Source organism: Capnocytophaga sp. oral taxon 412 str. F0487, assembly GCF_000271925.1.
Taxonomy (GTDB): Bacteria; Bacteroidota; Bacteroidia; order Flavobacteriales; family Flavobacteriaceae; genus Capnocytophaga; species Capnocytophaga ochracea.
On the sequence record NZ_AJZR01000040.1, the window covers coordinates 40,140 to 65,814 of the forward strand.

20 protein-coding genes are annotated in these 25,675 nt (G+C 39.6%); 12 read left to right on the forward strand and 8 right to left on the reverse strand.

Annotated elements, in window-relative coordinates:
• Nucleotides 1-125 precede the first annotated feature (125 nt).
• The 4 genes from HMPREF1321_RS06885 to rsmH all read right to left on the reverse strand — a co-directional run bounded on the left by HMPREF1321_RS06885 (nt 126) and on the right by rsmH (nt 4,902).
• Nucleotides 126-1,586, reverse strand: coding sequence for a UDP-N-acetylmuramoyl-L-alanyl-D-glutamate--2,6-diaminopimelate ligase (locus HMPREF1321_RS06885; RefSeq protein WP_034575839.1), 1,461 nt, complete (start codon nt 1,584-1,586; stop codon nt 126-128).
• Between the two features lie 4 nt (nt 1,587-1,590).
• Complete coding sequence (locus HMPREF1321_RS06890) at nt 1,591-3,558, reverse strand: penicillin-binding protein (RefSeq protein WP_410492494.1); 1,968 nt, start codon at nt 3,556-3,558, stop codon at nt 1,591-1,593.
• 88 nt (nt 3,559-3,646) lie between these two features.
• The gene (locus tag HMPREF1321_RS06895) at nt 3,647-3,976 is read right to left on the reverse strand and encodes an FtsL-like putative cell division protein (RefSeq protein ID WP_002671172.1); all 330 of its coding nucleotides are present in this window, start codon (nt 3,974-3,976) and stop codon (nt 3,647-3,649) included.
• An 11-nt stretch (nt 3,977-3,987) separates the two neighbouring features.
• Nucleotides 3,988-4,902: a 16S rRNA (cytosine(1402)-N(4))-methyltransferase RsmH gene (gene rsmH / locus HMPREF1321_RS06900; protein WP_009421931.1), complete on the reverse strand. Its 915-nt coding sequence runs from the start codon at nt 4,900-4,902 to the stop codon at nt 3,988-3,990.
• Between the two features lie 133 nt (nt 4,903-5,035).
• Between rsmH and HMPREF1321_RS06905 the strand changes: the two genes are divergently transcribed.
• The 9 genes from HMPREF1321_RS06905 to HMPREF1321_RS06945 all read left to right on the forward strand — a co-directional run bounded on the left by HMPREF1321_RS06905 (nt 5,036) and on the right by HMPREF1321_RS06945 (nt 15,402).
• Nucleotides 5,036-5,215 carry a hypothetical protein gene (locus tag HMPREF1321_RS06905; RefSeq protein ID WP_009421972.1) on the forward strand — a complete coding sequence of 60 codons (180 nt, stop codon included), beginning with the start codon at nt 5,036-5,038 and terminating at the stop codon, nt 5,213-5,215.
• A 275-nt stretch (nt 5,216-5,490) separates the two neighbouring features.
• Nucleotides 5,491-7,011: a hypothetical protein gene (locus HMPREF1321_RS06910; protein WP_009421939.1), complete on the forward strand. Its 1,521-nt coding sequence runs from the start codon at nt 5,491-5,493 to the stop codon at nt 7,009-7,011.
• Between the two features lies 1 nt (nt 7,012).
• Nucleotides 7,013-7,498 (forward strand): hypothetical protein, encoded by a 486-nt coding sequence (locus HMPREF1321_RS06915; RefSeq protein ID WP_232205434.1) that lies wholly within the window; start codon nt 7,013-7,015, stop codon nt 7,496-7,498.
• Between the two features lie 431 nt (nt 7,499-7,929).
• Nucleotides 7,930-9,612, forward strand: a complete 1,683-nt coding sequence (locus HMPREF1321_RS06920) for an OstA-like protein (protein WP_002671040.1) — start codon at nt 7,930-7,932, stop codon at nt 9,610-9,612.
• A gap of 82 nt (nt 9,613-9,694) precedes the next feature.
• Nucleotides 9,695-10,567, forward strand: a complete 873-nt coding sequence (locus tag HMPREF1321_RS06925; protein ID WP_009421969.1) for a flagellar motor protein MotB — start codon at nt 9,695-9,697, stop codon at nt 10,565-10,567.
• 90 nt (nt 10,568-10,657) lie between these two features.
• Nucleotides 10,658-11,236 (forward strand): Crp/Fnr family transcriptional regulator, encoded by a 579-nt coding sequence (locus tag HMPREF1321_RS06930; protein WP_009421925.1) that lies wholly within the window; start codon nt 10,658-10,660, stop codon nt 11,234-11,236.
• A gap of 77 nt (nt 11,237-11,313) precedes the next feature.
• Complete coding sequence (locus HMPREF1321_RS06935; protein ID WP_009421984.1) at nt 11,314-11,772, forward strand: hypothetical protein; 459 nt, start codon at nt 11,314-11,316, stop codon at nt 11,770-11,772.
• 349 nt (nt 11,773-12,121) lie between these two features.
• On the forward strand, nt 12,122-14,494 hold the full coding sequence (locus HMPREF1321_RS06940) for a TonB-dependent receptor (protein ID WP_009421926.1): 2,373 nt from the start codon (nt 12,122-12,124) through the stop codon (nt 14,492-14,494).
• A gap of 20 nt (nt 14,495-14,514) precedes the next feature.
• Nucleotides 14,515-15,402 (forward strand): DUF4249 family protein, encoded by an 888-nt coding sequence (locus HMPREF1321_RS06945; protein ID WP_034575857.1) that lies wholly within the window; start codon nt 14,515-14,517, stop codon nt 15,400-15,402.
• Nucleotides 15,403-15,420: 18 nt separating this feature from the next.
• Here HMPREF1321_RS06945 and HMPREF1321_RS06950 read toward each other — a convergent pair whose 3' ends face one another.
• The 4 genes from HMPREF1321_RS06950 to aroB all read right to left on the reverse strand — a co-directional run bounded on the left by HMPREF1321_RS06950 (nt 15,421) and on the right by aroB (nt 21,391).
• Nucleotides 15,421-16,335 carry a PorP/SprF family type IX secretion system membrane protein gene (locus HMPREF1321_RS06950; RefSeq protein WP_009421967.1) on the reverse strand — a complete coding sequence of 305 codons (915 nt, stop codon included), beginning with the start codon at nt 16,333-16,335 and terminating at the stop codon, nt 15,421-15,423.
• 164 nt (nt 16,336-16,499) lie between these two features.
• The gene (locus HMPREF1321_RS06955) at nt 16,500-17,432 is read right to left on the reverse strand and encodes a PorP/SprF family type IX secretion system membrane protein (RefSeq protein ID WP_009421938.1); all 933 of its coding nucleotides are present in this window, start codon (nt 17,430-17,432) and stop codon (nt 16,500-16,502) included.
• A gap of 22 nt (nt 17,433-17,454) precedes the next feature.
• A complete protein-coding gene (locus HMPREF1321_RS06960) occupies nt 17,455-20,058 on the reverse strand; it encodes a thrombospondin type 3 repeat-containing protein (RefSeq protein ID WP_009421986.1) in 2,604 nt (867 codons plus the stop codon).
• Between the two features lie 244 nt (nt 20,059-20,302).
• Entirely contained in the window at nt 20,303-21,391 is a 1,089-nt protein-coding gene (gene aroB, locus HMPREF1321_RS06965) for a 3-dehydroquinate synthase (RefSeq protein ID WP_034575845.1), read from the reverse strand.
• Between the two features lie 457 nt (nt 21,392-21,848).
• Between aroB and HMPREF1321_RS06970 the strand changes: the two genes are divergently transcribed.
• The 3 genes from HMPREF1321_RS06970 (at nt 21,849) to HMPREF1321_RS06980 (ending at nt 25,635) form a co-directional block, all read left to right on the forward strand.
• Nucleotides 21,849-23,021, forward strand: a complete 1,173-nt coding sequence (locus HMPREF1321_RS06970; RefSeq protein WP_009421944.1) for an AIR synthase related protein — start codon at nt 21,849-21,851, stop codon at nt 23,019-23,021.
• Nucleotides 23,002-24,168 carry a hypothetical protein gene (locus HMPREF1321_RS06975; RefSeq protein WP_009421965.1) on the forward strand — a complete coding sequence of 389 codons (1,167 nt, stop codon included), beginning with the start codon at nt 23,002-23,004 and terminating at the stop codon, nt 24,166-24,168. Before HMPREF1321_RS06970 ends, HMPREF1321_RS06975 begins: the two co-directional genes overlap by 20 nt.
• A gap of 111 nt (nt 24,169-24,279) precedes the next feature.
• Nucleotides 24,280-25,635, forward strand: a complete 1,356-nt coding sequence (locus HMPREF1321_RS06980; protein ID WP_009421979.1) for a peptidylprolyl isomerase — start codon at nt 24,280-24,282, stop codon at nt 25,633-25,635.
• Nucleotides 25,636-25,675: the final 40 nt, after the last annotated feature.

Consider the following 25,675-nt stretch of genomic DNA (forward strand, 5'->3'; position numbering starts at 1 on the left):
TACACAATTTAAATCTTAAAACAAAGTAGTGGCATAATAAACTTTTCTAAGAGCTTTAAGTTCTTGGAAATGTTTATTTTTATAATGATGTAAATACTTAAAAACTTCCCTCTTAAAACCTAATCTTATTTCTTATAGAGCTCCAAGTATTCCCGTACGATTTCAAAGTCATCAAAATGGTGTCTAACACCTTTTATTTCTTGGTAAGTTTCGTGTCCCTTACCGGCGATGAGGATAATATCACCTTTTTGAGCGTTCTTACAAACGGATTGTATTGCCTGACGACGGTCGGTGATGGTTTGTACTTTGTGGAAATGTTGTGGCTGTACCCCTTGTTCCATTTCGGAAAGAATCGTCTCAGGTTCTTCGTTGCGCGGGTTGTCGGAAGTGAGGATTACATTATCGCTGAGGGTTGTAGCGATATCTGCCATTATAGGGCGTTTGCCTTTGTCGCGATTGCCCCCACAGCCCACTACAGTAGTGAGGGTCTCGTTGTGAGTGCGTATATCGTTGATAGTTTTCAGAACGTTTTCAAGAGCATCGGGGGTATGAGCATAATCCACTATGGTAATCACTCCCGTAGCCGATACTGCATACTGAAAACGTCCTGCCACAGGTTCTATGGTGCTGATAAGAGTAAGCGCTTCGAGTTCGTCAATACCCAATAGAGTAGCTGTAGCATATACCGCCAAAAGGTTATAGGCATTAAACTCACCTATGAGTTTTGTCCATACCTCGTGCTGATTGATACGCAACAGCAAGCCGTCAAATCTGCTCTCGATGATATATGCCTTATAATCTGCGTGAGTTTTGAGCGCATATGTTTTCTTCTGGGCTTTGGTATTTTGTAGCATAAAAGCCCCATTCTTATCATCGTTGTTTACTAAGGCAAAAGCAGTAGCGGGTAACGCATCAAAGAAGCGCTTTTTTACATCGCGATAGGCGGCAAAGGTTTTGTGATAGTCGAGGTGGTCGCGGGTGAGGTTAGTGAAGATACCTCCTGCAAACTGTAGCCCTTCGGTACGATGCTGGTCGATACCGTGAGAGCTTACTTCCATAAAGCAGTATTTCACCCCTTGTTCTACCATTAAATGCAGATAATGATTCAGTTGTAGAGGGTCGGGGGTGGTGTGAGTAGCTTCAAAACGCTGATCGTCTACGTATATCGCCACTGTGGAGAGCAACCCCGCTTTTTGTCCTGCTTTTCTAAACAATTGGTAGAGAAGTGTTGCAATGGTAGTCTTTCCGTTAGTTCCTGTAACACCTACTAAGGTGAGTTTTTCGGAAGGATTACCGTAGAAGTTAGCGGCAATCAAGGCTAAAGCACTATGACTATTGGGGACTACTATATAGCTCACATCAGGCAAGGGCTGTTGAGGTAATTGCTCACATACAATGGCAGTAGCGCCACTGTGTATAGCTTGGTCTATGTATTCGTGTCCGTTAGATTGCGTACCCGTGATGGCAACAAACATACTTCCCTTTTCGATCTTTCGAGAGTCGAAGCAAACGGAGGTGATATCTTTATCTTCCACATAAAGGGAAGTTTTTATAGTGATGTTTTTAAGTAATGTTTTTAAGTCCATAATGTTAATTCTCTAATTTGCCACATTGTAACACCACTACTATATTGCGGGGCACTTTAGTACCTTTGGCAACTGATTGTGCGCTTACTTTACCTTCACCTGAGAATTTCACTCGTAAGCCCATATTCTCCAAGAGAGCAACAGCGTCCATTACATTCATACCACTAAGGTCGGGCATTATGGTTTTGTACTTAGCAGCTTTGGCGTAGTAATCTTCGTAGTTTGTAGTAGTACTCGCTGATATTTTATCTACGTTTTCTACCGTATCCATCAACAGCGAATTGGTATAGATTTTATGAGCAATACTCTTAAATACAGGTCCTGATACATCGGCACCATAGAAACCTACACTCTTATCGGGTTCGTGAATTACCACTATACAAGAGTATTTAGGGTTATCAACAGGAAAGAAGCCTGCAAATGAGGATATATAGCTAAGCTTACTCTTATCGGCACTGGCATAGTTCTTACGGGCTGTACCTGTTTTACCTGCCATTGAGAAATCGGGAGAATGGAGGCGATGCCCTGAACCGTAGGAACGTTCTACTACATTAGCCAATAGTCCCTTGGCACGGTCGGCTGTTTGTTTAGAACATATTTTACCATTGATAATCTCCACATTAAACTTCTCTACTGTTTTATTCCATTCCTTTACTTCTTTTATCATTCGGGGTTTGACCATTACTCCCCCGTTGGCAATTGCATTATAGAAAGCCAAGCTTTGCAAAGGTGTAATCTTTACGGAGTAACCTATTGCCATTGACTCAAGCGTTACCCCACTCCATATTTTGTCGCGAGGTGTAGGAATATAGGGAATCCCTTCACCTAAAATAGGTAAGCCTAAGGGTTGATTTAGGTTCATTTGAATGAGCTTGGTAGTAAAATCAGAAGGAGACTTTGAAAAGAGACTATGCACGAGTTCAGTCATTCCGACATTAGAAGAGACCGAAAAAGCTTTGTTCAGACTTATATTTCCTGTAAACCTATGTTGAGAGTCTTGAAAAGTCTTATCGTAATACTGTTGTTTTCCTTCCTTGATATCTACCACATAAGTCGTATCGATATTGCGGGCTTCCATAGCGGCTACTACCGTCATTAGTTTGAAGACTGAACCAGGTTCGTGTGCTTCACCAATAGCAAAGTTATAACGCTCAGAATATGTATCGTTTCTAGTATTCAGTTCTAAGTTAGAAATAGCTTTTATCTCACCTGTATTCACCTCCATTACTATCACACAACCGTGATGAGCCTTGTATTTTTTAAGTTGTGTAAGCAAAGCGTGGTGAGCGATATCTTGGATATTGATATTGATAGTAGACACTACATCGTAGCCGTCCTTAGGTTCGATGATATTAAAACCACTGGCAAGTTTCCACTGTCCTTGTGCTATTTTTTGTTCTACGCGTCGACCTTTGGTTCCTAACAAATAGCTGGCATAAGCACCTTCCAAACCTACACGGGTAGTATAGCCTGTTTCATCAGTACGGGCATAGCCGATACTGCGGTGTGCAATCCCTCCTAATGGATATTCGCGTTTTATATTGCGCTCGACGATAATACCGCCTTTATAAGGACCTTTATTGAAGAGGGGGAATTTCTTGATTCGGGAGTACTCGCTATAACCCAGATTAGTGGCTACGAGCATATAACGATTCTTTAAGCTACGTTCTTTTTTAAAGAGATTTAAGTAAAAGCTATTGGGTTTTCCAAACATACGCGAAAGCGAATCGCTGAGGGGTTTTACATACCTATTGAAATTAGCTCTGGAAGGCGCAATACCGTCCCAACGGATATCATACCGAGTTACCGAAGTGGCAAGCAAGCTACCATCATCAGAATACAAATTACCTTGACTGGGGATAATATCAGCTTCTCGCAAGGTAGTTTCGTCTACTTTGGCGCGATACTCATCACCGTCAATTTGTATTTTTATGAGCTTTACCGCAATGACTCCTATCATCAGTAGCATCATAATGGCTACCAAATAAGTGCGCGATGTTATCTTTTTATCGTTTTTTTCCAATGCTTCTTTCTACTTGTATTATCTATTATCTCAAAGATTACTCTTCTACAATTGCCTTTATTTTTTGTGGTGGTTTTTCGGGTTGTTTGAGTCCTTTACTTTCTAATTGTTCTAAAAGCGAAGACTCCAAACGCACTTTCTGCAAACGCGAACGCACATCGACGAATTCACTCTTGAGCTCATTTACTTCGTCGTTGAGCTTAGCTATTTGGTGCACTTTGCGGTCTACCATATGCGAGCTGGCTATCATTATAACTCCCAAAGCAAAAAGAAAGCTTATGAAGAACCAATTTCGGGTAGCTTCTTTACCTTCTACCAAAAATTTTCCTCGCAATATATTCTTTATTTCATCAGTGGCTTTTCCCATTTTTTTTTCAGTTATGAGTTTAAACGTTCGGCGATACGGAGTTTGGCACTACGAGCACGGCTGTTTTGTGCTATTTCAGTATCATCAGGAGTGATGAGACCGCCTACTTTTTTAAAGGGTACTGACACATTGCCATACCAATCTTTCTCAGGAGCTCCTTCTAACTGTCCGTCTCGAATGAAGCGTTTTACACAGCGGTCTTCGAGCGAATGATAGCTGATAAGGCTGATACGCCCTTGGGGCTTGACTACGGCAGGGAGTTGTAGCAAAAATGATTCCAAAGCTTCTATTTCGGCATTTACCTCTATACGAATGGCTTGATAGATTTGTGCTAACACTTTGTTCTCTTTAAATTTAGGCAAGAGAGTTTTTACTGCCTCTTGTAGTTCACTGCCTAAGCGTATTGGTTTCTGCTCTCGGTAACTGATTATGGCACGGGCTATCGCTTTGGCATTTTTCAGTTCGCCATATTGAAAAAAGATATGAGTGAGTTCTATCTCGCCATACTCATTGACGACTTCTTGGGCTGAAAGAGGAGCTTGCTGGTTCATACGCATATCGAGTGTACCTTCAAAACGAGTAGAGAAACCGCGCTCAGCTACATCGAACTGGTGAGAGGAAACCCCAAAATCACCCAAAACTCCATCTACTTGTGTTACCCCATAAAAGCGCAAATACTGACGCAGATACTTAAAGTTTTGCTGAATAAGAGTAAAACGTTCATCATCGATGGTATTATTAAGGGCGTCGGCATCTTGGTCGAACGCATAGAGGCGTCCGTTTTTACCGAGGTGCTTTAAGATTTCGCGCGAATGCCCTCCCCCACCAAAGGTAACGTCGACATAAGTGCCATTATCTTTGATATTCAGTCCCTCAATGCTTTGCGTTAAGAGTACAGGAGTATGATAGGGGGTGTTATTGTTCATTTACTTGCTACGTGATATAATAGAGTGCAAAGGTACGAATTTAATACTCAACCACCAAATTTAAATTAATGGTTAATGATTAGTGGTTAATGATTAATGATTAGTGTTAATGAGAGAATGTGAGAATGTGAAAATGACGAGTGACAAAAGCCCCCGAACCCCCGAAGGGGGACAAGCTCTAAAAAATGACAACACTTATCAGTTTGACAATCAAGGTTTATTTGAAGCTAAAGGGATGCGAGTCGCACGGGCAGAGGAAATGGGAGAATTAGAAAATGAGGAAATGGGAGAATTAGAAAATGAGGAAATGTGAGAATTAGAAAAGATATAAGTTAAATTTACAGATTGTAGAGAGTTAAAATGTGTTAAATATTATAGTTTGTGTTATTGAAAAAAATACAATGATTTGACTTAAACTTTGAGTTTTCAGCAATGTTTGAGCAAAATGATTGAGAAAAAAATGTTAAAATGAAGGATTTACCCTATTTTTTAGCAAAGTTTGAAGGAGGAACGAAATGTTAAAATTTACTTTTGCCTATTGACTTTTAAAGAAATACATTATACTTTTGGTGCAAAAATAAACAAACAATGAGTCATAAAATTATCAAATTCGGAATGCTGGCATTGGTAGCTCTTGCACTTACTTATTGCCAACGTGAGGATGCCCCTGAGGCACCACAACAAGACCCTGTTCCTGCCGTAGACCCAGAAGCGGTAGTGAGCTTAAACGAAGCCAAGAGTCTTTTTGAGGCTTCGGAAAACCAGAAACGCACTGCCAACAGCGTAAGCCGTAGGAAGTACCCGTTTATTGAATTAGAAACCGATTGGCGGTACTTTGAGCAAACACAAACACTCGTAGGCGATGCTTATTCTAAAATACCTATAACTATTGTAGGTAGTGATTTGAGTGCCGAAATGCTCTTCTTAAAAGAAGACGGTGTTACTGAACCATACCTTTTTATTACAGAGCCAGACAGCCTTACTAACGACAACCGCATTGTAAATGCCGATTTCTATTTATTTACCCCCAAAGGACAGTTTATCTCAGCCTACCGAATGACCGATGGGGTGATTAGCCACCAGTTAGTACCCAAAGTTAAGGCAAATTATAGGCTTGTAGTAGATACTGATGTAACACCAACGGGAAGAAAAAGGCCTAAGAAAACCAAAGGAACGCCAGCTTCTATCAAGGTTGACGGTAAAAAAGAAGACTCTGGAGGATTAGATAATGGAAACGGAAGCGGAGGCGGAGGCGGAGTAGCTAGTGGAGACGGAGGAGACGCTCCTATTCAGTTAGAGCCTGTAAATGTTTATGGCACAAGACCTGCTCATTATGGCTCTTATCCTACCTATAACGGAAACAACTATGAAAATTTCACCAAAGAAAAAGACCCCAAACCCAGTGAAAATGGCATAGGAGGAGGAAATGGAGGATCAAGCAGTAGTGATGTAGGAGTGGGCATCGTAAAGGGAGGAAAGAAGAGTAAAAATATGAGGACAATAGATGACGAAGAGAAAGAGAAAAAAGAAGAAGCTCCAGTTCTTGATAGACCTGACCACCCTATATCTGATAATAAATGTTTCTTTAGCACAGTAGACCTCAATAAAGGTGCTACATTAACCATTTATGTAGATGAGCCTATCCCTGGAACAGGAGAAGTTGTAAAAGGATTAAATGTAGGGCATACTTTTATAGGTATTACACAAGGAGAAAACCAATATACCTATGGATTTTACCCCAATGTACCAGGATATAAAACAGTAACTAATGACAATTTTTCGTCTGTACTAGGAAAAGACGATAGGCATACTTTTTCTGTTTCTTTTTCGGCTGAGATTTCTCCAGAACAGCTACAAAAAATTATAGATTTATCTAAAAAATCTTATGGTCGTCAATACAATTTAAGCTATAGTAATTGTACTGATTTTGCCATATCTGTAGCCAACTTAGCAAATATCACTTTACCCTATTGTAAAGGAACTTGGAAAGGAGGAGGAGGTTCTGCCCCTGGCGTATTGGGTAACGCACTAAGAAATAGTCCAGCATTTAAAGGTAAAATTAATACAAGTGGAGGAAAAGCTCCCGCAAGTAAAGGAAATGGTTGCTAATATGAAACAGTTATTCTTTCTAATTTTAATACTGCCTTTATTAGCAATGACCCCTCCTAATAAAGAGGCAAGACAACGAAAAGTAGTAGAGGAATATGTACATACGCTTCTCAATACTGATGATGACACTATACGTGCCATTAGGAACAATGAAGATATTGCAAAACTTTCCTCTTTGTTAAAACTTACGAGAACCTATACAAAAGAGGAAATTGATAATGCGATAGATTTTCTGTTATTTGTAAAGCGAACCTTGAAAGGACATAGATATAAGATACTAAACTTTAAGGAAGGTGCTAAAAAATTAAAGAAAGATAAAATAACTCCTCCTAAGTCTGATAGGGGAGATATATTTTATATTTATGATATAGATCAAAAAGGCGTCTTTTTTCAGGCTTCTATAATAGTAGATGATGATTATAAGATTATTAGTATTGCTCTCGGAATGTGTGACCACCCACAAAGGCTATGCTTTCTGTATCTTTAACAGTTAAAAAAATAAGGCAATGGTAAGAAACCATTGCCTTATTTTTTTCAATAGAGTGGGGATTTCAAAGGTGTGTTATCGGAGAATCTCGGAGGAAATCGGAAAGTATCGAAGATAGGGTTATGGTATAGTTAGCTTATAGAAAGCTTATAGGAAGCTTATACGAATCTTGGACGATTGGTATAGAAAGGGTATATAAGTAGTTAAGAATGAGGGGTTAATATCTGAAATTAAAAAGTTAAAAAGTGTTAATTAGGTGAAGGAAGAAGACTGGAAAAACGAAAGTATATAGAGACGAAAAAGGAGGAATATAGAAACCGTAAAGGCTGTAAACTGGAAGAGAATGGTATAAAAATTGATGTGTGGGGCATAGATGTATTGGCATTTATGATTATTTTCGTATCTTTGCACCATCATTGGAATGAATTTGAATGAAAAAAACGTATTACTATATATTATTCACTTGTTTATTAACCTTTTGTACTAACCTTTGGGCTCAGAATGACAATAGCAAGACCCGCCGTATCGAAATTATCTACGGGGGGGAATTTACGATTGACAATGAGAAATACCCTGGGGCTACTATCTTTAAATCGGACGGACAACGGGTACAGTTTCGACATCAAGGGTTAGACGTGTGGTGTGATTTGGCAGTGCTCTACGAGGAGAAAAACGAGGTGATTGCACACGGCAATGTAGTGCTACAACAAGGCGACACGCTACAAATGAACAGTCAGTACGTATCGTATAAAGGGAATACTAAAACAGCTGTAGCCCGCGAGAACGTGCTATTGCGCAATGGGAATATGACGCTGGAAACCCAAGAACTCTTCTTCGACCGCAACTCTCAGGAGGCTTATTACAACAATTTCGGGAAAATTACTGACCCTGAAAATGAGCTCACCAGTAAAACAGGAAAGTATTACGTAACGACCAAGAAAAACCAATTTACCAATTCGGTAAAGATTGTCAATAGAGATTTTACGGTTAATTCGCAGGTGTTGGACTATTATCACAATTCGGGCAACGCCTATTTTTACGGCAAAACTACCATTGTGGGCGCTGACTACAAAGTGTATTGCGAGCGTGGTTTTTACGATACGCGTCGACAATTGGGTTATTTTATGAAGCACGCCAAGATAGAATACGACCTGAAAACCTTGGTGGGCGACAGTTTGTATTTTGATAAACGCCGTCAGTTTTCTTCGGGCTCTAACAATATCTTCATTTCGGACACGGTAAACAAGACCTTTGTACGAGGGCATTACGGCGAAATTCACAAGGCAAAAGATTCGATGTTTATCACCAAAAAGGCAGTGGTAATCACATTAGTGGAGAAAGACTCGATGTATATGCACGGCAAGCGCATTTTGGTTACTGGCAAACCGCAACACCGCGTGATTCGCGCTTACCCCGATGCTCGTATTTTCAAAAGTGATATGCAAGCCAAGTGCGATTCAATTCACTCTGACGAGGCTAATGGGCTGACCCAAATGGTGGGCAAACCTGTAGCGTGGACAGGCGAAAGCCAAATGACGGGTGACAATATTCACCTGATTGCCAATACGAAGACCGAGCAATTGGACTCTTTGAAAGTGTTTAACAACGCACTGGTGGTAGAGAAAGACAGTTTGGGCGATGGCTATAACCAAGTGAAAGGCAAGTTCTTGTATGGCAAATTCAAGAAAAATGTTTTGCGACAAATAGACTTTTTGCAGAATACCGAGTCTATTTATTACGTGTATAACGACGCTAAGGAGCTGGTAGGTATCAACAAACTGACTTGTAGTCATATTAAGCTCTATTTAAACAAAGACCAGCAAATACAACAAACGGTGTTTATTACACAACCATCGGGGAATTTATACCCAGACGATAAATTACACGTGAACGACCGCAAGTTTAAGGAATTTATATGGCGAGGTGATGAACGTATCCGCAGTAAAGAAGAGATTTTTAGCGATGCGGAGAAGAAAATAAAACCCAAGAAAATTAAGGGAATGAAGACTCCTGAGGAGATAGACGAGGAGGAAAATCTGCTTGCAAATCCGTCGCTTAAAAAAGAGAATAAGGCAGGAAAAGAGAAGGCTAAAGAGAAGCCTAAAAGCAAATAAGACGAAAAGTTGGCATTTTTATTGCACAATAATAAAAAAAGGCGTACATTTGCCTATTGATTAATTTTAAAACATAAACTATATGAAAAAATTTATTATCGCAATGTCGGTGTTGGGATTAATTACCACATCGTGCGTATCCAAAAAGAAGTATGCTGAATTAGAAGCAAGAAACAAACAGACTGAGGATTTGCTAAACACTGCTACCGTAAAACTCAATATGTGTTTAGACGAAAAGAACAACTTGACTCACAAGTTGGAGAGTATGAAAAATCAGAACGACTTGCTCAAAGAGAACAATCAGCAGCTCATCAACAATATGGGTAACCTTACTACGCTTACCCAAAAAGGTGCTGAGAACCTTGAAAAATCATTGGAAAGCTTGCGTGAAAAAGATTTAACTATCAAGAATTTGCGCGATGCTGTTACCCGTCGTGACTCAATAAACCTCGCCTTGGTACAAAGCCTCAAAGGAGTGTTGGGTAACTTAGACGACCAAGATGTAGACATCAAAGTAGAAAAAGGTGTGGTATTTATCAATATCTCTGATAAGATGCTTTTCAGCAGTGGTAGCTACACTATTTCTAAAAACGCAAAGAGCGTACTTGAAAAAGTTGCAAAAGTGGTTAAAAATAAACCTGACTTTGAGTTTATGGTGGAAGGACACACCGATAACGTAAACATCAAAACGAGTTGTATTCGTGACAACTGGGATTTGAGCGTAATGCGTGCTACCGAGATTGTACGTGTTCTACAAAAAGACTTTGGAGTTGCTCCTGAGCGTATGACCGCTGCCGGACGTAGCTACTACGTGCCATTAGCAAGCAATGGTGATGCTAACGGACGCGCTCTAAACCGTCGTACTCGTATTGTGGTATTGCCTAAGCTTGACCAATTCTACACTATGATTGAAGAGGGAATGAAAGACCCTGCTATCGGTGGTAAAGGAAAATAATTAGCAAATTTGAACATTAGCAAATTAGAAAAAATGAAATAAGAGTCAGCAGTTAGTGTAAGGCTAATTGCTGACTTTTTTGTATGGAAGATGAAATACGAATTACTTTTAAACAAGATAAGGGGATATATAGCTCTATCGGGAAAGGACTGTGCTCTTATAGAAGAGCTTTTTGAGCCTTTGTATCTTGCCAAAGGAGAGGTACTACTACAAGAAGGTAAAGTCTGTAAGCATTTTTATTATGTAAACAAGGGGCTACTGAGGCAATTTATGAATTATGATGGGAAAGAACTTACTATACACTTTAACGAAGAGAATACTTTTGTTTGCGACTATGAGAGTTTTATAACTAAAACACCTTCACAGAAAACAATCATTGCACTTGAAGATAGTGTTTTGCAAATGATTTCTTACGGTAATTTGCAACGGTTTTACAAAGAAATAGAAGAGGGTGAACGGTTTGGTAGGCTACTACTTGAAGAGACTTTTATCAAAGCAGTACAATACATTATTTCGGGACTTACTGATAGTCCGCAAGAACGTTATTCGAAATTTATGAAACAATATAAAAATATTGAGCAACGAGTAGCACAGAAATACATAGCTTCGTTTGTAGGAGTTACTCCACAATCATTGAGCAGAATTAGAAGAAGAATAGCCTATATGTAATTTATTACCCCAAGTTAATTTTTATCTCACCACTTCTGCATTATTTTGCATCTCAGAAATTAAAAACAGAATAACAGATGAAAAGTAAAAATCTTCTTCAGCGAGTAGCTCAATTTATTACTATTGTGGGGCTTAGTTTATTAATAGGAAATATTTCGGCTTTTATAGCGATGAATATGCTTTCTACACCACAAGACACTTCGTTCTTCTTATGGCAACGCCGATTTATAGATGCGATGGTTCAACTGGGAATGATTAAGGGAATGTGGTTGTTCCTTATAGGCAATATTGTAATTTACTTATGCCAAAGAACTCGGAAAAACTTACTATTGCTTATACTTTCAATCGCAGTATTTATATTGGGTGAGTTTTTTATCATACCCTTATCTTACGAAACTTCACTTTTAGCTTTTCAGCAGTACGAAATGAACCAAGTAACTTCTGATTTTCTTACAATAAAACATAAAGAAGACGTTTTGGGAGGAGTCAATCTGCTTATATTGTTGATATATTGTGCGTGCTACAGGTGTAGTTAGTAAATTAGCAAATGAGATAAGAGTCAGCAGTTAGTGTAAAGCTAATTGCTGACTTTTTTGTATGGAATAGTGAATAGAAAGTGCGAGCCACACAAGCAGTCGTAGCACGATAGGTATTTTTTTAATTGATAAATTAGTAGATTTTTGAAGTTGTAAGTTTAGTAAAAAAACAATCAAGCGTTGGTTATTATTTCACTAATCATTGATTAGTTTTTTGTATAAACCACAATATTGTTATACCTTTGCACTCAAAAAGACACAAAATTGATAACTTATTAAAAGAAATAGATAAGTGCTATAAACATCTTGTCTTATACTTTTGTACCGAAAAAAATAAAAACAGTAACATATGAAAAGAAAATGTTTGCTACTATTGTTTTTAGTAGCTACAACTGCTGTTTTTGCACAGCACAAGTACACCCTTAGTGGTTCGATTGCTGATGTTTCTAACGGCGAAAAGCTCTTAGGGGTAAACTTTATCATCAAAGAACTGCACACAGGTACCTCTACCAACGAGTACGGGTTCTATTCTATTACCTTGCCCGAAGGCAAATATACCATTACCATTGAGTATATAGGCTATGGTACTCACCAAGAAACTATAGTACTAAACAAGAATATCCGCAAAGATTACAAACTGAAGCCTGAGGCTATTCAGCTTACAGGAGTAGACGTAACTGCAAATGCCACAACCCAAAAAACAGCAGTACGCAAGCCTGAAATGAGTGTAGCTTCTATTCCTATCGCTACGGTGAAGAAACTGCCTGTACTAGTAGGTGAAGTAGATATTATCAAAACGCTGATGCAGATGCCAGGGGTGAGCAACGCAGGCGAAGCATCATCAGGATTTAACGTGCGTGGAGGTGCTGCCGACCAGAATTTAGTACTTCTTGATGAAGCAACGATTTTCAATGCATCACACCTCTTTGGTTTTTTGAGTGTCTTCAACGCTGATGCTATACGTGATATGAAGCTCTACAAAGGAGGAATTCCGGCACGTTATGGCGGACGTATCGCTTCGGTTTTGGATATTTATCAGAAAGAGGGGAACAAGAACAAGTTTGGGGCTACAGGGGGCATAGGGGTGCTCTCTTCACGATTACTTGCGGAAGGTCCTATAATAAAAGACAAAGCGTCGTTTTTAGTAGGAGGTCGCGCCTCTTACGCTCATCTCTTTCTCAAACTGAGCGACAATGAAAATTCGATGTACTTTTACGACCTCAATACAAAACTCTCTTACCAACTGAACCCAAACAATGCGCTGTATCTTTCGGGTTACTTTGGTAGAGACCTTTTTAAACTGAGCGATAACCTTACTAATGCTTATGGTAATGGTTTAGTGAATTTGCGTTGGAATCACTTATTTACTGAGAAGCTCTTCTCAAACCTTTCGGTTATTTATAGCAATTACGACTATAAGTTTGACTTTAACTGGATTGATATGATATGGACTTCAGGGATAGAGAATTTCAACCTAAAATATGATTTCAAGAACTATGTATCAGAGAAGTTTAAATTTACCTACGGTTTTCAAGGACTATATTATACCTTCAAACCTGGTAAAATAGTACCTAAATCTCCTGCCTCTACTATCAAAGAAAAGGTTCTTGACCATAAATACGCTGCCGAAACAGCTTTTTATATAGATGCCGAACAGAAATTAGGAGAAGCTCTTACGGTATCGTACGGAGTGAGATTGAGCTCTTTCTATCACTTAGGGAAACGCACAATAAATATGTATAAAGATGACAACCCTGTGATATTTAACACGAGCCGACAAATCTATCAGAAAGCGACCCCTATTGGGACGAAGTACTACGGTAGTAACCGTATTATAAATTTGTACTCTAACTTCGAACCGCGCTTTACTATGAGCTATGCTTTCAACGATAATAAATCAATAAAAGCGAGTTATGCACGCACGGCTCAATATGTACATTTGATTTCTAACACAGCTTCGCCTTCGCCTTTGAACGTATGGGCACCCAGTGATGAGTTTATCAAACCACAGTTAGCTGACCAAGTGGCGTTGGGTTATGCTTCTAACTTCTCGGACGATAAATACAGCATAGAGGTTGAAACTTATTACAAGAAAGTGCAAAATCGCTTAGACTATATAGACGGTGCGAACCTCATTGCTAACGAAGCAATTGAACAAGTATTGCTAACAGGGGAAAACAGAGCTTATGGTTTGGAACTGTTATTGCGTAAAAACACCGGTAAACTCACTGGGTGGATAGCTTATACACTCTCAAAATCGGAAATGCAAACTAAAGGACGTACCTCTGAAGAAATAGGTATCAACTACGGCGACTGGTATAGTGCTCCCTACGACAAACCTCACGATGTTTCGATTACGGCTACCTATGAGCTCTCTGCTAAATGGACATTCGGAGCTGTATTTAACTTTCAATCAGGCTTACCTACTAATTACCCCGTAGGACGTTATAACTACTTAGGAATGAGTGTTCCTGACTATAGCAAACGCAACGAATACCGCTTGCCTACTTATCACCGTTTGGATCTTTCGGCTACCTATACGCCACAACGCCCAAATAAGCGTTGGAAAAGCGAATGGGTTTTCGGTATTTACAACGTGTACAACCGCAAGAATGCTGTGAGTGTTTCCTTCCGTGAGAACTTAGACACCCATAAAAATGAAGCCGTTAAACTCTCTATTTTTGGTATTATACCCAGTGTAACTTATAACTTTAGTTTCTAATGCTTAAACCTCTATTTACTATGAAAATAAGAAATATTTATATTATACTTCTCAGTGCTTTAGCTTTAACTTCTTGTGAAGAGGTCATAGATTTAAAATTGGACTCTGCTCCTCAAAAGTTAGTGATTGATGCATCTCTCGATTGGAAGAAAGGAGAGACAAAAGCCTATCCTGTAGTGGACATCAGTTATACGGAAGCCTATTTTGGTGATACGCCTTCACCTGCTATTGATAATGCCATTGTGAAAATCAAAGCACATACTCAAACCCAGACACAAGAGTACCAACTCTCGTTATGGGACGGTACTTCTACCATTACCACTGATAACGTAGCTACATTAAAAGGCGGGAGCCGTTATGTATTTCCCGCAGGTATCACTCCTGAGTTAGGCAAGGACTATGAACTTATCATAGAACTCAACGGACAAACCTATACTGCTAAGAGCAAAATGCTTGAAGCTCCTATAATACCTTCTGACAAAATAGTACAAAAAGAAAACGGAGGCTTTTTAGGTGACCAAATAGAGTTAAAATTCTACTTTGACGGTATTAGTGATGGTGTAGCCAATGCTTATTTAGTAAGGCTGACACAAAGTAGTAGTAAAAAAATTACTTACGGGACTTTGGACGACAACTATATAGCTAACTATAAGTTTTTCTTTATAATGACAGGACTCAATAATGATAAGTTAAACAAAGGAGATATTGTAAACGTAACACTTTATCGAATTCACCCTCAATACAAAGAATTTGTGCAAATGCTTATAAGACTATCAGAAGGACAAGGTCCGTTTACTATTCCTACGCGCCCCATAGGTAATATTGTGAACAAAGGAAATTCTCGTGAGAACCCTCTTGGAGGGTTTCGGGTGGCACAGTATACTACGCTACAATATACAGTAAAATAGTTGCCCGTACGGCTCACACTACCACTTCACTTGTACCAAAAACTCGTGAGAGTTACGCGATTGTAAATTGAGATGTGTTTGAAAGTAGGTTTCAAAACCATATCCCACTGATAAATAATAATTCGGGATATTGAAGAGCACATAAGAGCTAAAAGCCTTATCAGTGCGATAGGTAAGCCCTACCTCAGCACGGTTTAAATAGTCAGTAGCTACAGTGAAGTTTGTTGAGGCTTCTTGTTTTTTAGCAAGACGTATTTGTACACTTGGCTTTAGAGTAAATTCAGAAGAGATATGCCAATGATAGCCCGCCATTGCATAATACAACATATTCTCAGCAACGGAAGTCATTACATCATTTTCCATACCCACTTTATCAGAAGCGAGCATATTGGGGATAGATAGCCCTACATAAAAGTCACGCAATTCATAATAAACTCCAGCTCCAAAGTTGAATTGGAACTTCCCCGAGATATCTTGCAAATAGGGGTCGTAGCGCGTAGCATTCTGTCCCGCATTGTACAAGTGATTATATGTGCGTATTTGGCTTATATCAATATTAAAAAACTCTCCTCCAAACTTAATTCCTCCTACGATATTAGAATGTTCGTTTATAGGCACTCTATAAGAAAAGTCCCCAAAAGCACCCGTTTGCTTCTGAATAAATACTTTATTATTGGTTACTGAAAGCCCTAAGCCCACGCGGTCAGTTATCTTGTGAGTGGTAAAAAAGGTTTGCGTTTGAGGAGCTTCATTCATTCCACGCCATTGGTTGCGAATGTCTGCTGAAATAGTATGCCCCTTTTCCTTACTTACCACAGCTGGATTCACCAAGTTTTGGTGTTGTTGATAAAATATGTACGTAGGATCTATAGATTGAGCTTGTAGTGCTCCTGCGATAAACAAAAAAACACTGATAAGTAATCTTCTTTTCATTCTGATAATAATTTCTTCTAATAAAGGATAAGAGCAAATTGTAACTACAAAGCTCCAATATTTGAGTAAAGGCAATATAAACTAACAATTAGAAACAAAAACAACTCAAACACTTAAATTCTGAATTATAATAACACTCTTTGTTTCATTTTCACCTCTTAGCCTTACCATTTAAATTGTACCAAAAACTCGTGAGAGTTGCGCGACTGTAAATTCATATGGGTTTGAAAATAGCTCTCAAAACCATAGCCTATAGATACATAATAGTTAGGAATGTTAAATAACACATAAGCATTCACAGCTTTATCTGTGCGATAAGTAATCCCTAATTCTGCTCGTTCCAAAAAGTTTCCTGCTACTGTAATATCGGTCGAGGGATATTCGCCTTTGGCTAAGCGCATCTGCAAACGCGGTTTAATAGTGAAATCGGGGGTAAGACGCCAGTAATAGCCTGCTATGGTATAGAAGTACATCGTTTCGGCTAAAGAAGTCATTTGGTCGTTATCCATTCGTACCCTATCGGTAGCAAGCATATTAGGGATAGAAAAACCTACGTAAAAGTTAGGGTGGTCATAATACAGCCCTGCCCCAAAGTTAGTCTGGAACTTTCCTGAAATGGTTTGCAAATAGGGGTCGTAATAATAAGTAGGGTGCATACGTGTGCCATTAGGGTAATATTGGTTATACAAGCCGTTATAATACGTCATATCACTGCCGTCTATATTATAGAAATCACCGCCAAATTTAATTCCTCCTATCAATCGCGAGTTGTACGAAATGGGTATTGCATACGAGAAATCAGCGTAAATGCCTGCTTGTTTCTGTATAAATACTTTGTTGCTTGCCAATGAAAAACCTAACCCCACTCGGTCACTCAAACGATGCGTAGTAAAAAGGGTTTGCGTTTGTGGGGCTTCGGTCATTCCTCGCCACTGGTTGCGTATATCCACCGAAATAGTGTGTCCAAACTCCATTCCCACTGCCGCTGGGTTTATTAGGTTTTCGTGTTGTTGATAAAAAATGTATGTAGGGTCTGTAGCTTGTGCGCGCAAAGCACTTGTGCCTATTACCAACATACTTAATAATATCTTTTTCATAGGATTCTGTGTTTTTCTCTTCTTAATAATTAATGTAAATCCAAAGTTGTTTCTTGTTCTTTTCACTGCCGTCAATGCTGAAAATAGCTACATACGAACCTCGTGGCACTAAGGTACCATCAGATTTCTTTCCGTCCCATTGGTTCTTGTACCCGTGAGCCGAGTAGATTAATTGCCCTAAGGTATTGAATATATACAGGGTGTTATTAGGGTATCGTTCAGCACGCGCTATCACATAAGTATCATTCACCCCATCGCCATTAGGGGTAAAAGCGTTGGAGATAAGCACATAATCCACCTGTGGGTCTTGTGCATTCGGGATTCCGTCGCCATCTACATCGTCATCACAAGCGTCGCCTATACCGTCATCGTCTAAATCAGCTTGGTCTGGATTGTAAACATTAGGACAATTATCTTGGTCATTTAAGAAACCATCTCCATCTATATCGTTATCGCAAGCATCTCCTATACCATCGTTGTCAGTGTCTTGTTGGGTAGTGTTAGACACGGTAGGGCAGTTATCCAAAACATTTAAAATCCCATCACCGTCCATATCGTCATCACAAACATCGCCTATACCGTCATTATCAGCATCAGCTTGGTCAGGATTGGCTACAGTCGGACAGTTATCCATACGCGAAGGTATGCCGTCATTATCCACATCGTCATCTTCTTTTACGGTGATATTCCCTGCATTCACTGCCAAAAATAGGTTCTCTTCAGCTTTCACCATAAACCTTCCTTGCTGCGTTTTAATAGCATCAGGCACACTTATTTCAGCTTTCCCGTTATTAGGTAAGCCCGTAGCTAAGGTATGCGAAAAAGTAACTCCGCCGTCAGTCGAAAAGAGTATCTTCACTTTTTCGGCATTCACAGGTGCTTTATCTGTATTAGCTACATCCCACTGCAAACTTACTTTTTGTCCTACATACCAGGTGCTTTGCTCGGTATGCGAACTCACTTTAAACGGACCCGCATCTGCACTCACTACCACATCAATGGTTTTATAAGCTGTATTTCCTGTTTGATTGCTTGCTAAAGGACGGTCGATAACCATAAAAGTCCAATGCAAGGTACGCCCTATGTTGAGCACTGTTTCCCAAGCATCTCCTTTTTTAGGTTTTTGCTGGGTGAGCGTACCCGCTACTATACGCTCCAAACGCGGGATATAGCGATATGATTGTGCTGAGGGTTTCATAGAGCGTGCCGTAGCTCCTGAACGTATTGTAGGTGAAAAATAATAATTACCCGTTTCTGTATAATTGTCGCTTTCTTCCCACGTATAAAGCAACGCATCGCCATCAGCATCGGTAGCAGTACCTTCTAATAAATAGGCAGTTCCATACGGAATAGTGTAGCTTTTCAAGTCGGGTATCTCAGGAGGGGTATTGCCCGTAGAAATTTCGGTAGCACAAGACTTGCCTTGTAGGTTATCTGTAATGTCGTAAATAGTGCGGTGATGAAAATAAGGGTCAGCATTCTGTTGCACATCATAATATCGCGTAACTCCTGCGTAGCTCATAATAGTAGTACCACTCCCTGGTTCCATCTGCGACCCCGACCCATCTTCTCTGCGATAAGAAAAAGTATGCCGTGCCCCCAGTTGATGTCCTATCTCGTGAGCTACCACATCTATATCAAAAGCACTTCTATTGCGTACGTAAGCAAACGGATAAGACGAAAATCCCTGTCCTTTGAGGTCGTTGGTACACACGCACCCTATACAACCTGCATTACCTCCTTCTGCAGCATTGTGAAACAACTGCCCTATATCATAATTAGCATTACCTATCTTGTTGTCCAAAACTTCTTGCAGTACACGAGCTTTATTTTTGTACCATTCTTTTTCGTAGTTAATACCCGTAAAAGGGTCAGTATCTTTAGTCTCATATACTATACTATCGTCCGAAACTAACTGGAAAACAATCGACAGCTGTTGCCCATAGACCTCATTTACACGGTTTAGCGTACTGACTATTTGGGCAAAAGCTGAAGCCTTCCCCCAGAAATAATCAGTATATTCGTGGGTGCAAGCAATTGCAATGCGAAAAGTACGTTGCATAGGTTTAGTCTGAAATGAAGGGCGTTGAGCCGCTTTACTTTCCTGCAAAAGAGTAGGCACATCTAATGTTTTACAGTCTATGAATGTTTTTTCAACATCCTTACGACGATAAACCCTGTAATAAACACCTTCTTTATCTTCTGCTTCTATAAACGAATAGCTCAACTCTTCTTCCATAATAGCATCAAGCCCATAATCGCTCCACGTAAAACGAATATGTTTAGAGGGATCAGTTACTGATTTACCCACAAAAGTTTTAATAGAAGGATATTTGCGTGCAACTGCTTCCGAAAGAACCTGCGTAGGTGCAATGCGATAAGTAATGAGTGTTCCGTTGGCATCAGGTATCTGAACGGTAGCCTCACTGCGTCTACTATCGGTTTCCAAAGCACGTGCAAACGCCTTTTTATTCAGTGTAAAATACTGATAATTTGGGTTATTAGTAGTTACTGCTGCACTGCGCTGAGTCGAGAAATCAGCTTTGCGCCAATAATTCTGTGCCGACCCTTGTAGCACCACCAAAATAAATAACCAAAAAATACTATTGTAATTGCTATATCTCAATGTTTAATTCTTTATATATTTTTAATTTCTTTTGCTTCCTCACTTAATATTCACCAAAAAAATCACTGTCTCGTCCTAAAAAAGGTTGTCATAATTAATTATTGCTTTATTTGTCAAATTTTCTTATCTTCCCATTTTCCCATTCCCTCATTTTCTCATTTCCTCATTTGCTAATTAATCCGCCTCCACATACCCAGCTGTGAGCCCTCACTGGCTTTACCTTTTACCTTTTACGTCTTACTTTTTATCTCCTCGTGTGGCTCGCACTATAATACTCAAACGCCTTGTAAATCTCTTTCTCAAGCACTACACAATCCGTTTTAGGCTTACCTATCTCCTCCAAAAGCACAAAGTGTACTCTGCCCGCTACATTCTTCTTGTCAAAACGCATCAACTCACAAATATCCTCAATATCCTCTTTATGAAAAGTTTGTTTACTGAAATACTCTCCCAATACGCTTTTCACCTTATCGCATTTGCCCTTAGGAAAGCCTAACTTTTTCACCGATAGGTAAGTAGCCAACACTATTCCTATCGCAATAGCCTCACCGTGCAACAAACATTCGCGATTGGGGTTTTCCAAGCAATACGACTCGATAGCGTGCCCCAGCGTATGACCGTAATTCAGTATTTTTCTCAATCCACATTCTTTCGGGTCTTGCATTACCACTTCGTTCTTTATCACCACCGATTCGTGAATAAGACTGTCCAAATCAGCTAACGAAAGGCTTCTCAAATCACACATTTTGTTCCAATAAGCCTCCGAGCGAATAAGTCCGTGCTTAAACATCTCTGCCATTCCGCTACGCAATTCCTCAGCAGGTAACGTTCCTAAATATTGCGAGTCTATCACCACCCCCAACGGATTGTTTATCACTCCTACAAGATTTTTCAAAGGACCTAAATCCACCCCCGTCTTCCCCCCTACCGAGGCATCTACCATTGCCAGTAAACTCGTCGGCACATTAATAAAGGGCACTCCGCGCATATAGGTAGAAGCCACAAAGCCTCCTAAATCGGTTACCACTCCTCCTCCTACGTTTATGAGCAAGCTCTTGCGGTCGGCTCCTAATTCTGAAAGTGCGTGCCACACTTGCGTACAAGTATCGAGGTTTTTATGCAGTTCTCCCGCTTCTATTTCTATAATTTCTATCGGAATATCAGTAATGAGAGTAGGTAAAAACACAGGCAAACATTTTTCATTGGTATGACTGTCCACCAACAAAAACAGCTTCGAAGGACGTTTTTCCGCAACTATTCGATTGATAAAATCAGTTCCTTCCTCATTAAAATAAACGTTGTAATTTCCAGCTCTGATAACATTTGCTTCCATCAGTACAGAATTTTTGGCAAAAGTAGTAAAATAATAACAATTGTACAAATTCCCCTTTTCAGCACCAAAAGACCGTCATATACACAACACATTTACTCCTTCTATTCACCTTACATTCATCTTAGATTTATTGTTTCTTCGTCCATTCTTCGTTCATTCTTCGTTTATTCATCACTGTTACCCCATTGTAGAGCCATTGTAGACCCACTGTAGACCCACTGTAGACCCACTGTAGACCCACTGTAGACCCACTGTAGAGCCACTCATTGTTCGATTATCCTATAAGCTTTGTATAATCCTCTCCCAATTTCACCATTAACCATTAATCATTAACTACAAGCCTTCTTTCACCTATTGTTCGTTCATTCTTTACCTACCCTTGTGGCTCACACCACACTGTACCAAATTTGCTAATTGATAAATTATTCTTACCTTTGCCTCTCAAAAATAAACTATAATGGAAGTAAGCAAACGTTATGCACAACGCGGAGTTTCGGCAGCCAAAGACGAAGTGCATAAAGCTATCAAAAATATCAATAAAGGATTATTCCCCAAAGCCTTTTGTAAAATAGTCCCCGATTACCTTACGGGCGACGACAACTATTGTCTTGTAATGCACGCCGATGGTGCCGGTACCAAGTCGGCTTTGGCATATATGTATTGGAAAGAAACCGGTGACCTAAGCGTGTGGAAAGGCATTGCACAAGATGCCCTCATAATGAACATAGACGATTTATTGTGTGTGGGAGCAGTCGATAATATTATGCTTTCGTCCACCATTGGGCGCAATAAAAACCTCATTCCTGCGGAAGTCATTTCAGCTATTATCAACGGAACAGAAGAGCTGATTGCAGAACTCTCTGCCTTTGGAGTGCATATCCATTCTACAGGGGGAGAAACTGCCGATGTAGGTGATTTGGTGCGCACTATTATTGTCGATTCTACCGTTACAGCGCGCATAGAACGCCGTAAAGTGATTGATAACGCAAATATCAAAGCGGGCAATGTGATTGTAGGACTCGCCTCCTACGGTCAAGCTACCTATGAAAACGAATACAATGGCGGTATGGGTAGCAACGGACTCACCTCAGCGCGTCACGATGTGTTTGCAAAAGTATTAGCACACAAATACCCCGAAAGTTTCGATGCCGCTGTCCCCAGTGAGCTCGTATATGCTGGCACGAAACAACTTACCGACAAGGTAATTGGCAGTCCGTTAAACGCTGGAAAACTCGTTCTCTCTCCTACCCGTACCTATGCACCCATCATCAAGAAGATATTAGAAAAGTACAACAATACCCAAATATGTGGTATGGTGCATTGCAGTGGAGGCGCACAAACTAAAATACTGCACTTTGTAGATAACTTGCATATTATCAAAGACAACCTTTTCCCTACCCCTCCCCTTTTCAAACTCATTCAAGAAGAATCCAACACCAATTGGAAAGAGATGTACCAAGTGTTCAACTGTGGGCATCGTATGGAGCTCTATGTAGAGGAAGCCATTACAGAAGATATTATCACTATTGCAAAATCATTTAATGTAGAAGCGCAAATCATAGGTAGGGTAGCCTCATCAGATAATAAATGTCTCACTATAAAAAGCGAATATGGTACTTTTGAATACTAAATTAAACATACGAACTGATGTACGATGGGCATTTACCTATTTCGTTATAGTAGTGTGCTTGGGTATCTTTATGCGCTCGGTACAAGTAGTAGACTATCCTTTCGATTTCAATTATCGAAATATCGTGCATACTCATTCGCATTTAGCACTTTTAGGGTTTGTATACGTACTGCTCTCGGCTATTTTAGTGCGAACTTTCATTCCTCTTAACGCTCAACTTCACAAACGTTACCGATGGCTGTTCTACATCACTCAGTTATCGGTATTAGGTATGCTATGTAGCTTTCCTTTTCAAGGATATGGGGCTGTTTCTATCAGTTTTTCATCAGTGTTTATCTTCTGTACCTATTTTTTTGCGAAGTTTTTTATGAAGTATGCCACTTCCCCTTTTGTAAAAATGGGAATTTGGTATCTTATTCTATCGAGTTTGGGAATATGGCTAATGCCCGTAACCATAGTGAAATATGGCAAGTTCTCTGATATGTATATGTGTGCCATTGCCTTCTTTTTGCACTTTCAATACAATGGTTTTATGCTCAGTAGCCTAATGGGACTCTTTATAAAGAAATACGGTTGGGACGTTCAATATCCTCAGCTCATCAAGCGCGTATTCATTCTGTTTCAAGCGGGAATTATAGGTTCGCTTTTCATCTCTTGGGTAGGCTATTTTAGCTATCCTATTTACTATATCGTAGGAGGAGCTTCGGTGCTTATTTGGCTCATTGCGGTAGTGATGATATTGCGTTTATACCTAAAAACTCAACCTAAGAGTTTTTTAGCTACTGTATTTATCAGTTTCTTTATCGCCAAAGTAGTAATGATGTTCACAGGTGCTTTCCCTGTTCTTACGCCTTATTTGTTTAAAAACATCGACCTGTTGATAAGTTACTTGCACTTTAATTTTCTAGGGATTGTAACCATAGGTCTCTTGCTGTTTTTAGAAGAAGTATACAAAGTAAACCGATGGCTCGTTTATCTGTTTCTTTTTGCTTTTATCACCACCGAGGTACTCATCACCTACAAAGGTTTTTCAGTAATTGTAAACTATCCTATTTTCAGTAATTTTTATGAATGGTTATGGGCATTCACTGCTCTTTTTTACTTTCCCGCAATAGGGTGGCTCATCGGTAGTTTTAAAATAAAATAAAGTAGAAAGTTTCGTTTTTCCAATATAAATACTACTTTTGCAAATTGGTTAGTGCAATTAGGCACATCTTTTGATATAATAACAGAACGTTTAAAGTTAATAACGAAGTTTATGAATAAAACAAAAATTTGGTCAGTACTTGTAATATTGTTGTTCACTACTCCTTTTTTTGCCCAAAACAATGAGCGCAGAAAGGTAGATGGTGTAGCAGCAGTAGTAGGTGATTATTTGATTTTAGAATCAGATATCGACAAGGCGTATATTGATTTGCAACAGCAAGAGGTAGACACTCGTGAAATCAACCGTTGCCAGATGCTCGGCAAACTGATGGAAGACAAACTCTACGCTCACCAAGCTGTGCAAGACAGTGTGAAGCTCACCGATAGCGAAGTACGTGACCAAGTGAACCAACGTATTGAGTTTTTGACCGCTCAGTTAGGTGGCGACATTAAGAAACTTTTAGAGTTCTATAAAAAAGACGACGAACAATCTATGCGCGACGAGCTTTTCAACCTCCTAAAAGTGAGTATGCTCGCTCAGCGTATGAAACAACAAATTATAAAAGATATAGAAGTAACTCCTGAGGAAATACGCACCTTCTTCAACGCTATTCCAGCCGATGAACGTCCGCACTTTGGTACTGAATTAGAAATCGCTCAAATTGTAGTCAATCCTGTAGCTCCCAAGAGTTCGGTACAAAAAGTAATAGACCAGCTCAACGATATTAAAAAGGATGTAGAGGAAAACGGTATGAGTTTTTCTACCAAAGCCATTCTCTACTCCCAAGACCGCGCTACTGGCGGACAAGTACTCACCTTCAACCGTAACTCTGCTTTTGATAAAGCCTTTAAAGACGTAGCCTTCACTTTACGGGAAGGAGAAATATCTAAGCCCTTTGAGTCTAGCTTCGGTTGGCATATTATCCAAATGGACAAGATTCGCGGTAAGGAAGTGAGTGTACGACACATCTTGTTAATGCCTGACATTCCTGAGGAAGCCCTCAACGAAGCTAAAGAGAAGATAGCCAAAATACGCGACCGTATTGTAAACAAAGAGCTTACTTTCGACGAGGCTGCACGTAATTTCTCCGATGAAAAAGAAACCCGCAACGATGGCGGTCAGCTTATCAACCCCGAAGACCTTTCTACTCGTTTTGAGCTTACCCGTATAGAGCCTACACTTTACGCTCGCATTTCAGACCTTAAAGACAATGAGGTATCAGTACCTTTCCTCGACGAAGATAGAACAGGCAAAAAGACCTATAAGATTTACCAAATCACCAATCGTATTGAGGAACACCAAGCCGACTTTGTAAAGGATTACGTAAAGATACAAGATTTAGCTCTGAAAGAAAAACAACTGAAAGCCATCAGCAAGTGGATGAAAGAACATATCGAGAAAACTTACATTTCAGTAAACGGAGAATACAAGAACTGTAAGTTTGAAAACAATTGGCTTAAGAAATAATTAGTAAATAGTGAAAAGCAAGTTTTGTTTCTCACTATTT

Coding starts and splice junctions, on each gene's coding strand:
- HMPREF1321_RS06885 (WP_034575839.1), bottom strand. CDS start 1,586: ATGGACTTAAAAACATTACTTAAAAACATCACTATAAAAACTTCCCTT.
- HMPREF1321_RS06940 (WP_009421926.1), top strand. CDS start 12,122: ATGAAAAGAAAATGTTTGCTACTATTGTTTTTAGTAGCTACAACTGCT.
- HMPREF1321_RS06905 (WP_009421972.1), top strand. CDS start 5,036: ATGACGAGTGACAAAAGCCCCCGAACCCCCGAAGGGGGACAAGCTCTA.
- aroB (WP_034575845.1), bottom strand. CDS start 21,391: ATGGAAGCAAATGTTATCAGAGCTGGAAATTACAACGTTTATTTTAAT.
- HMPREF1321_RS06950 (WP_009421967.1), bottom strand. CDS start 16,335: ATGAAAAGAAGATTACTTATCAGTGTTTTTTTGTTTATCGCAGGAGCA.
- HMPREF1321_RS06910 (WP_009421939.1), top strand. CDS start 5,491: ATGAGTCATAAAATTATCAAATTCGGAATGCTGGCATTGGTAGCTCTT.
- HMPREF1321_RS06975 (WP_009421965.1), top strand. CDS start 23,002: ATGGTACTTTTGAATACTAAATTAAACATACGAACTGATGTACGATGG.
- HMPREF1321_RS06970 (WP_009421944.1), top strand. CDS start 21,849: ATGGAAGTAAGCAAACGTTATGCACAACGCGGAGTTTCGGCAGCCAAA.
- HMPREF1321_RS06915 (WP_232205434.1), top strand. CDS start 7,013: ATGAAACAGTTATTCTTTCTAATTTTAATACTGCCTTTATTAGCAATG.
- HMPREF1321_RS06890 (WP_410492494.1), bottom strand. CDS start 3,558: ATGATGCTACTGATGATAGGAGTCATTGCGGTAAAGCTCATAAAAATA.
- HMPREF1321_RS06920 (WP_002671040.1), top strand. CDS start 7,930: ATGAAAAAAACGTATTACTATATATTATTCACTTGTTTATTAACCTTT.
- HMPREF1321_RS06930 (WP_009421925.1), top strand. CDS start 10,658: ATGAAATACGAATTACTTTTAAACAAGATAAGGGGATATATAGCTCTA.
- HMPREF1321_RS06945 (WP_034575857.1), top strand. CDS start 14,515: ATGAAAATAAGAAATATTTATATTATACTTCTCAGTGCTTTAGCTTTA.
- HMPREF1321_RS06925 (WP_009421969.1), top strand. CDS start 9,695: ATGAAAAAATTTATTATCGCAATGTCGGTGTTGGGATTAATTACCACA.
- HMPREF1321_RS06980 (WP_009421979.1), top strand. CDS start 24,280: ATGAATAAAACAAAAATTTGGTCAGTACTTGTAATATTGTTGTTCACT.
- rsmH (WP_009421931.1), bottom strand. CDS start 4,902: ATGAACAATAACACCCCCTATCATACTCCTGTACTCTTAACGCAAAGC.
- HMPREF1321_RS06935 (WP_009421984.1), top strand. CDS start 11,314: ATGAAAAGTAAAAATCTTCTTCAGCGAGTAGCTCAATTTATTACTATT.
- HMPREF1321_RS06895 (WP_002671172.1), bottom strand. CDS start 3,976: ATGGGAAAAGCCACTGATGAAATAAAGAATATATTGCGAGGAAAATTT.
- HMPREF1321_RS06955 (WP_009421938.1), bottom strand. CDS start 17,432: ATGAAAAAGATATTATTAAGTATGTTGGTAATAGGCACAAGTGCTTTG.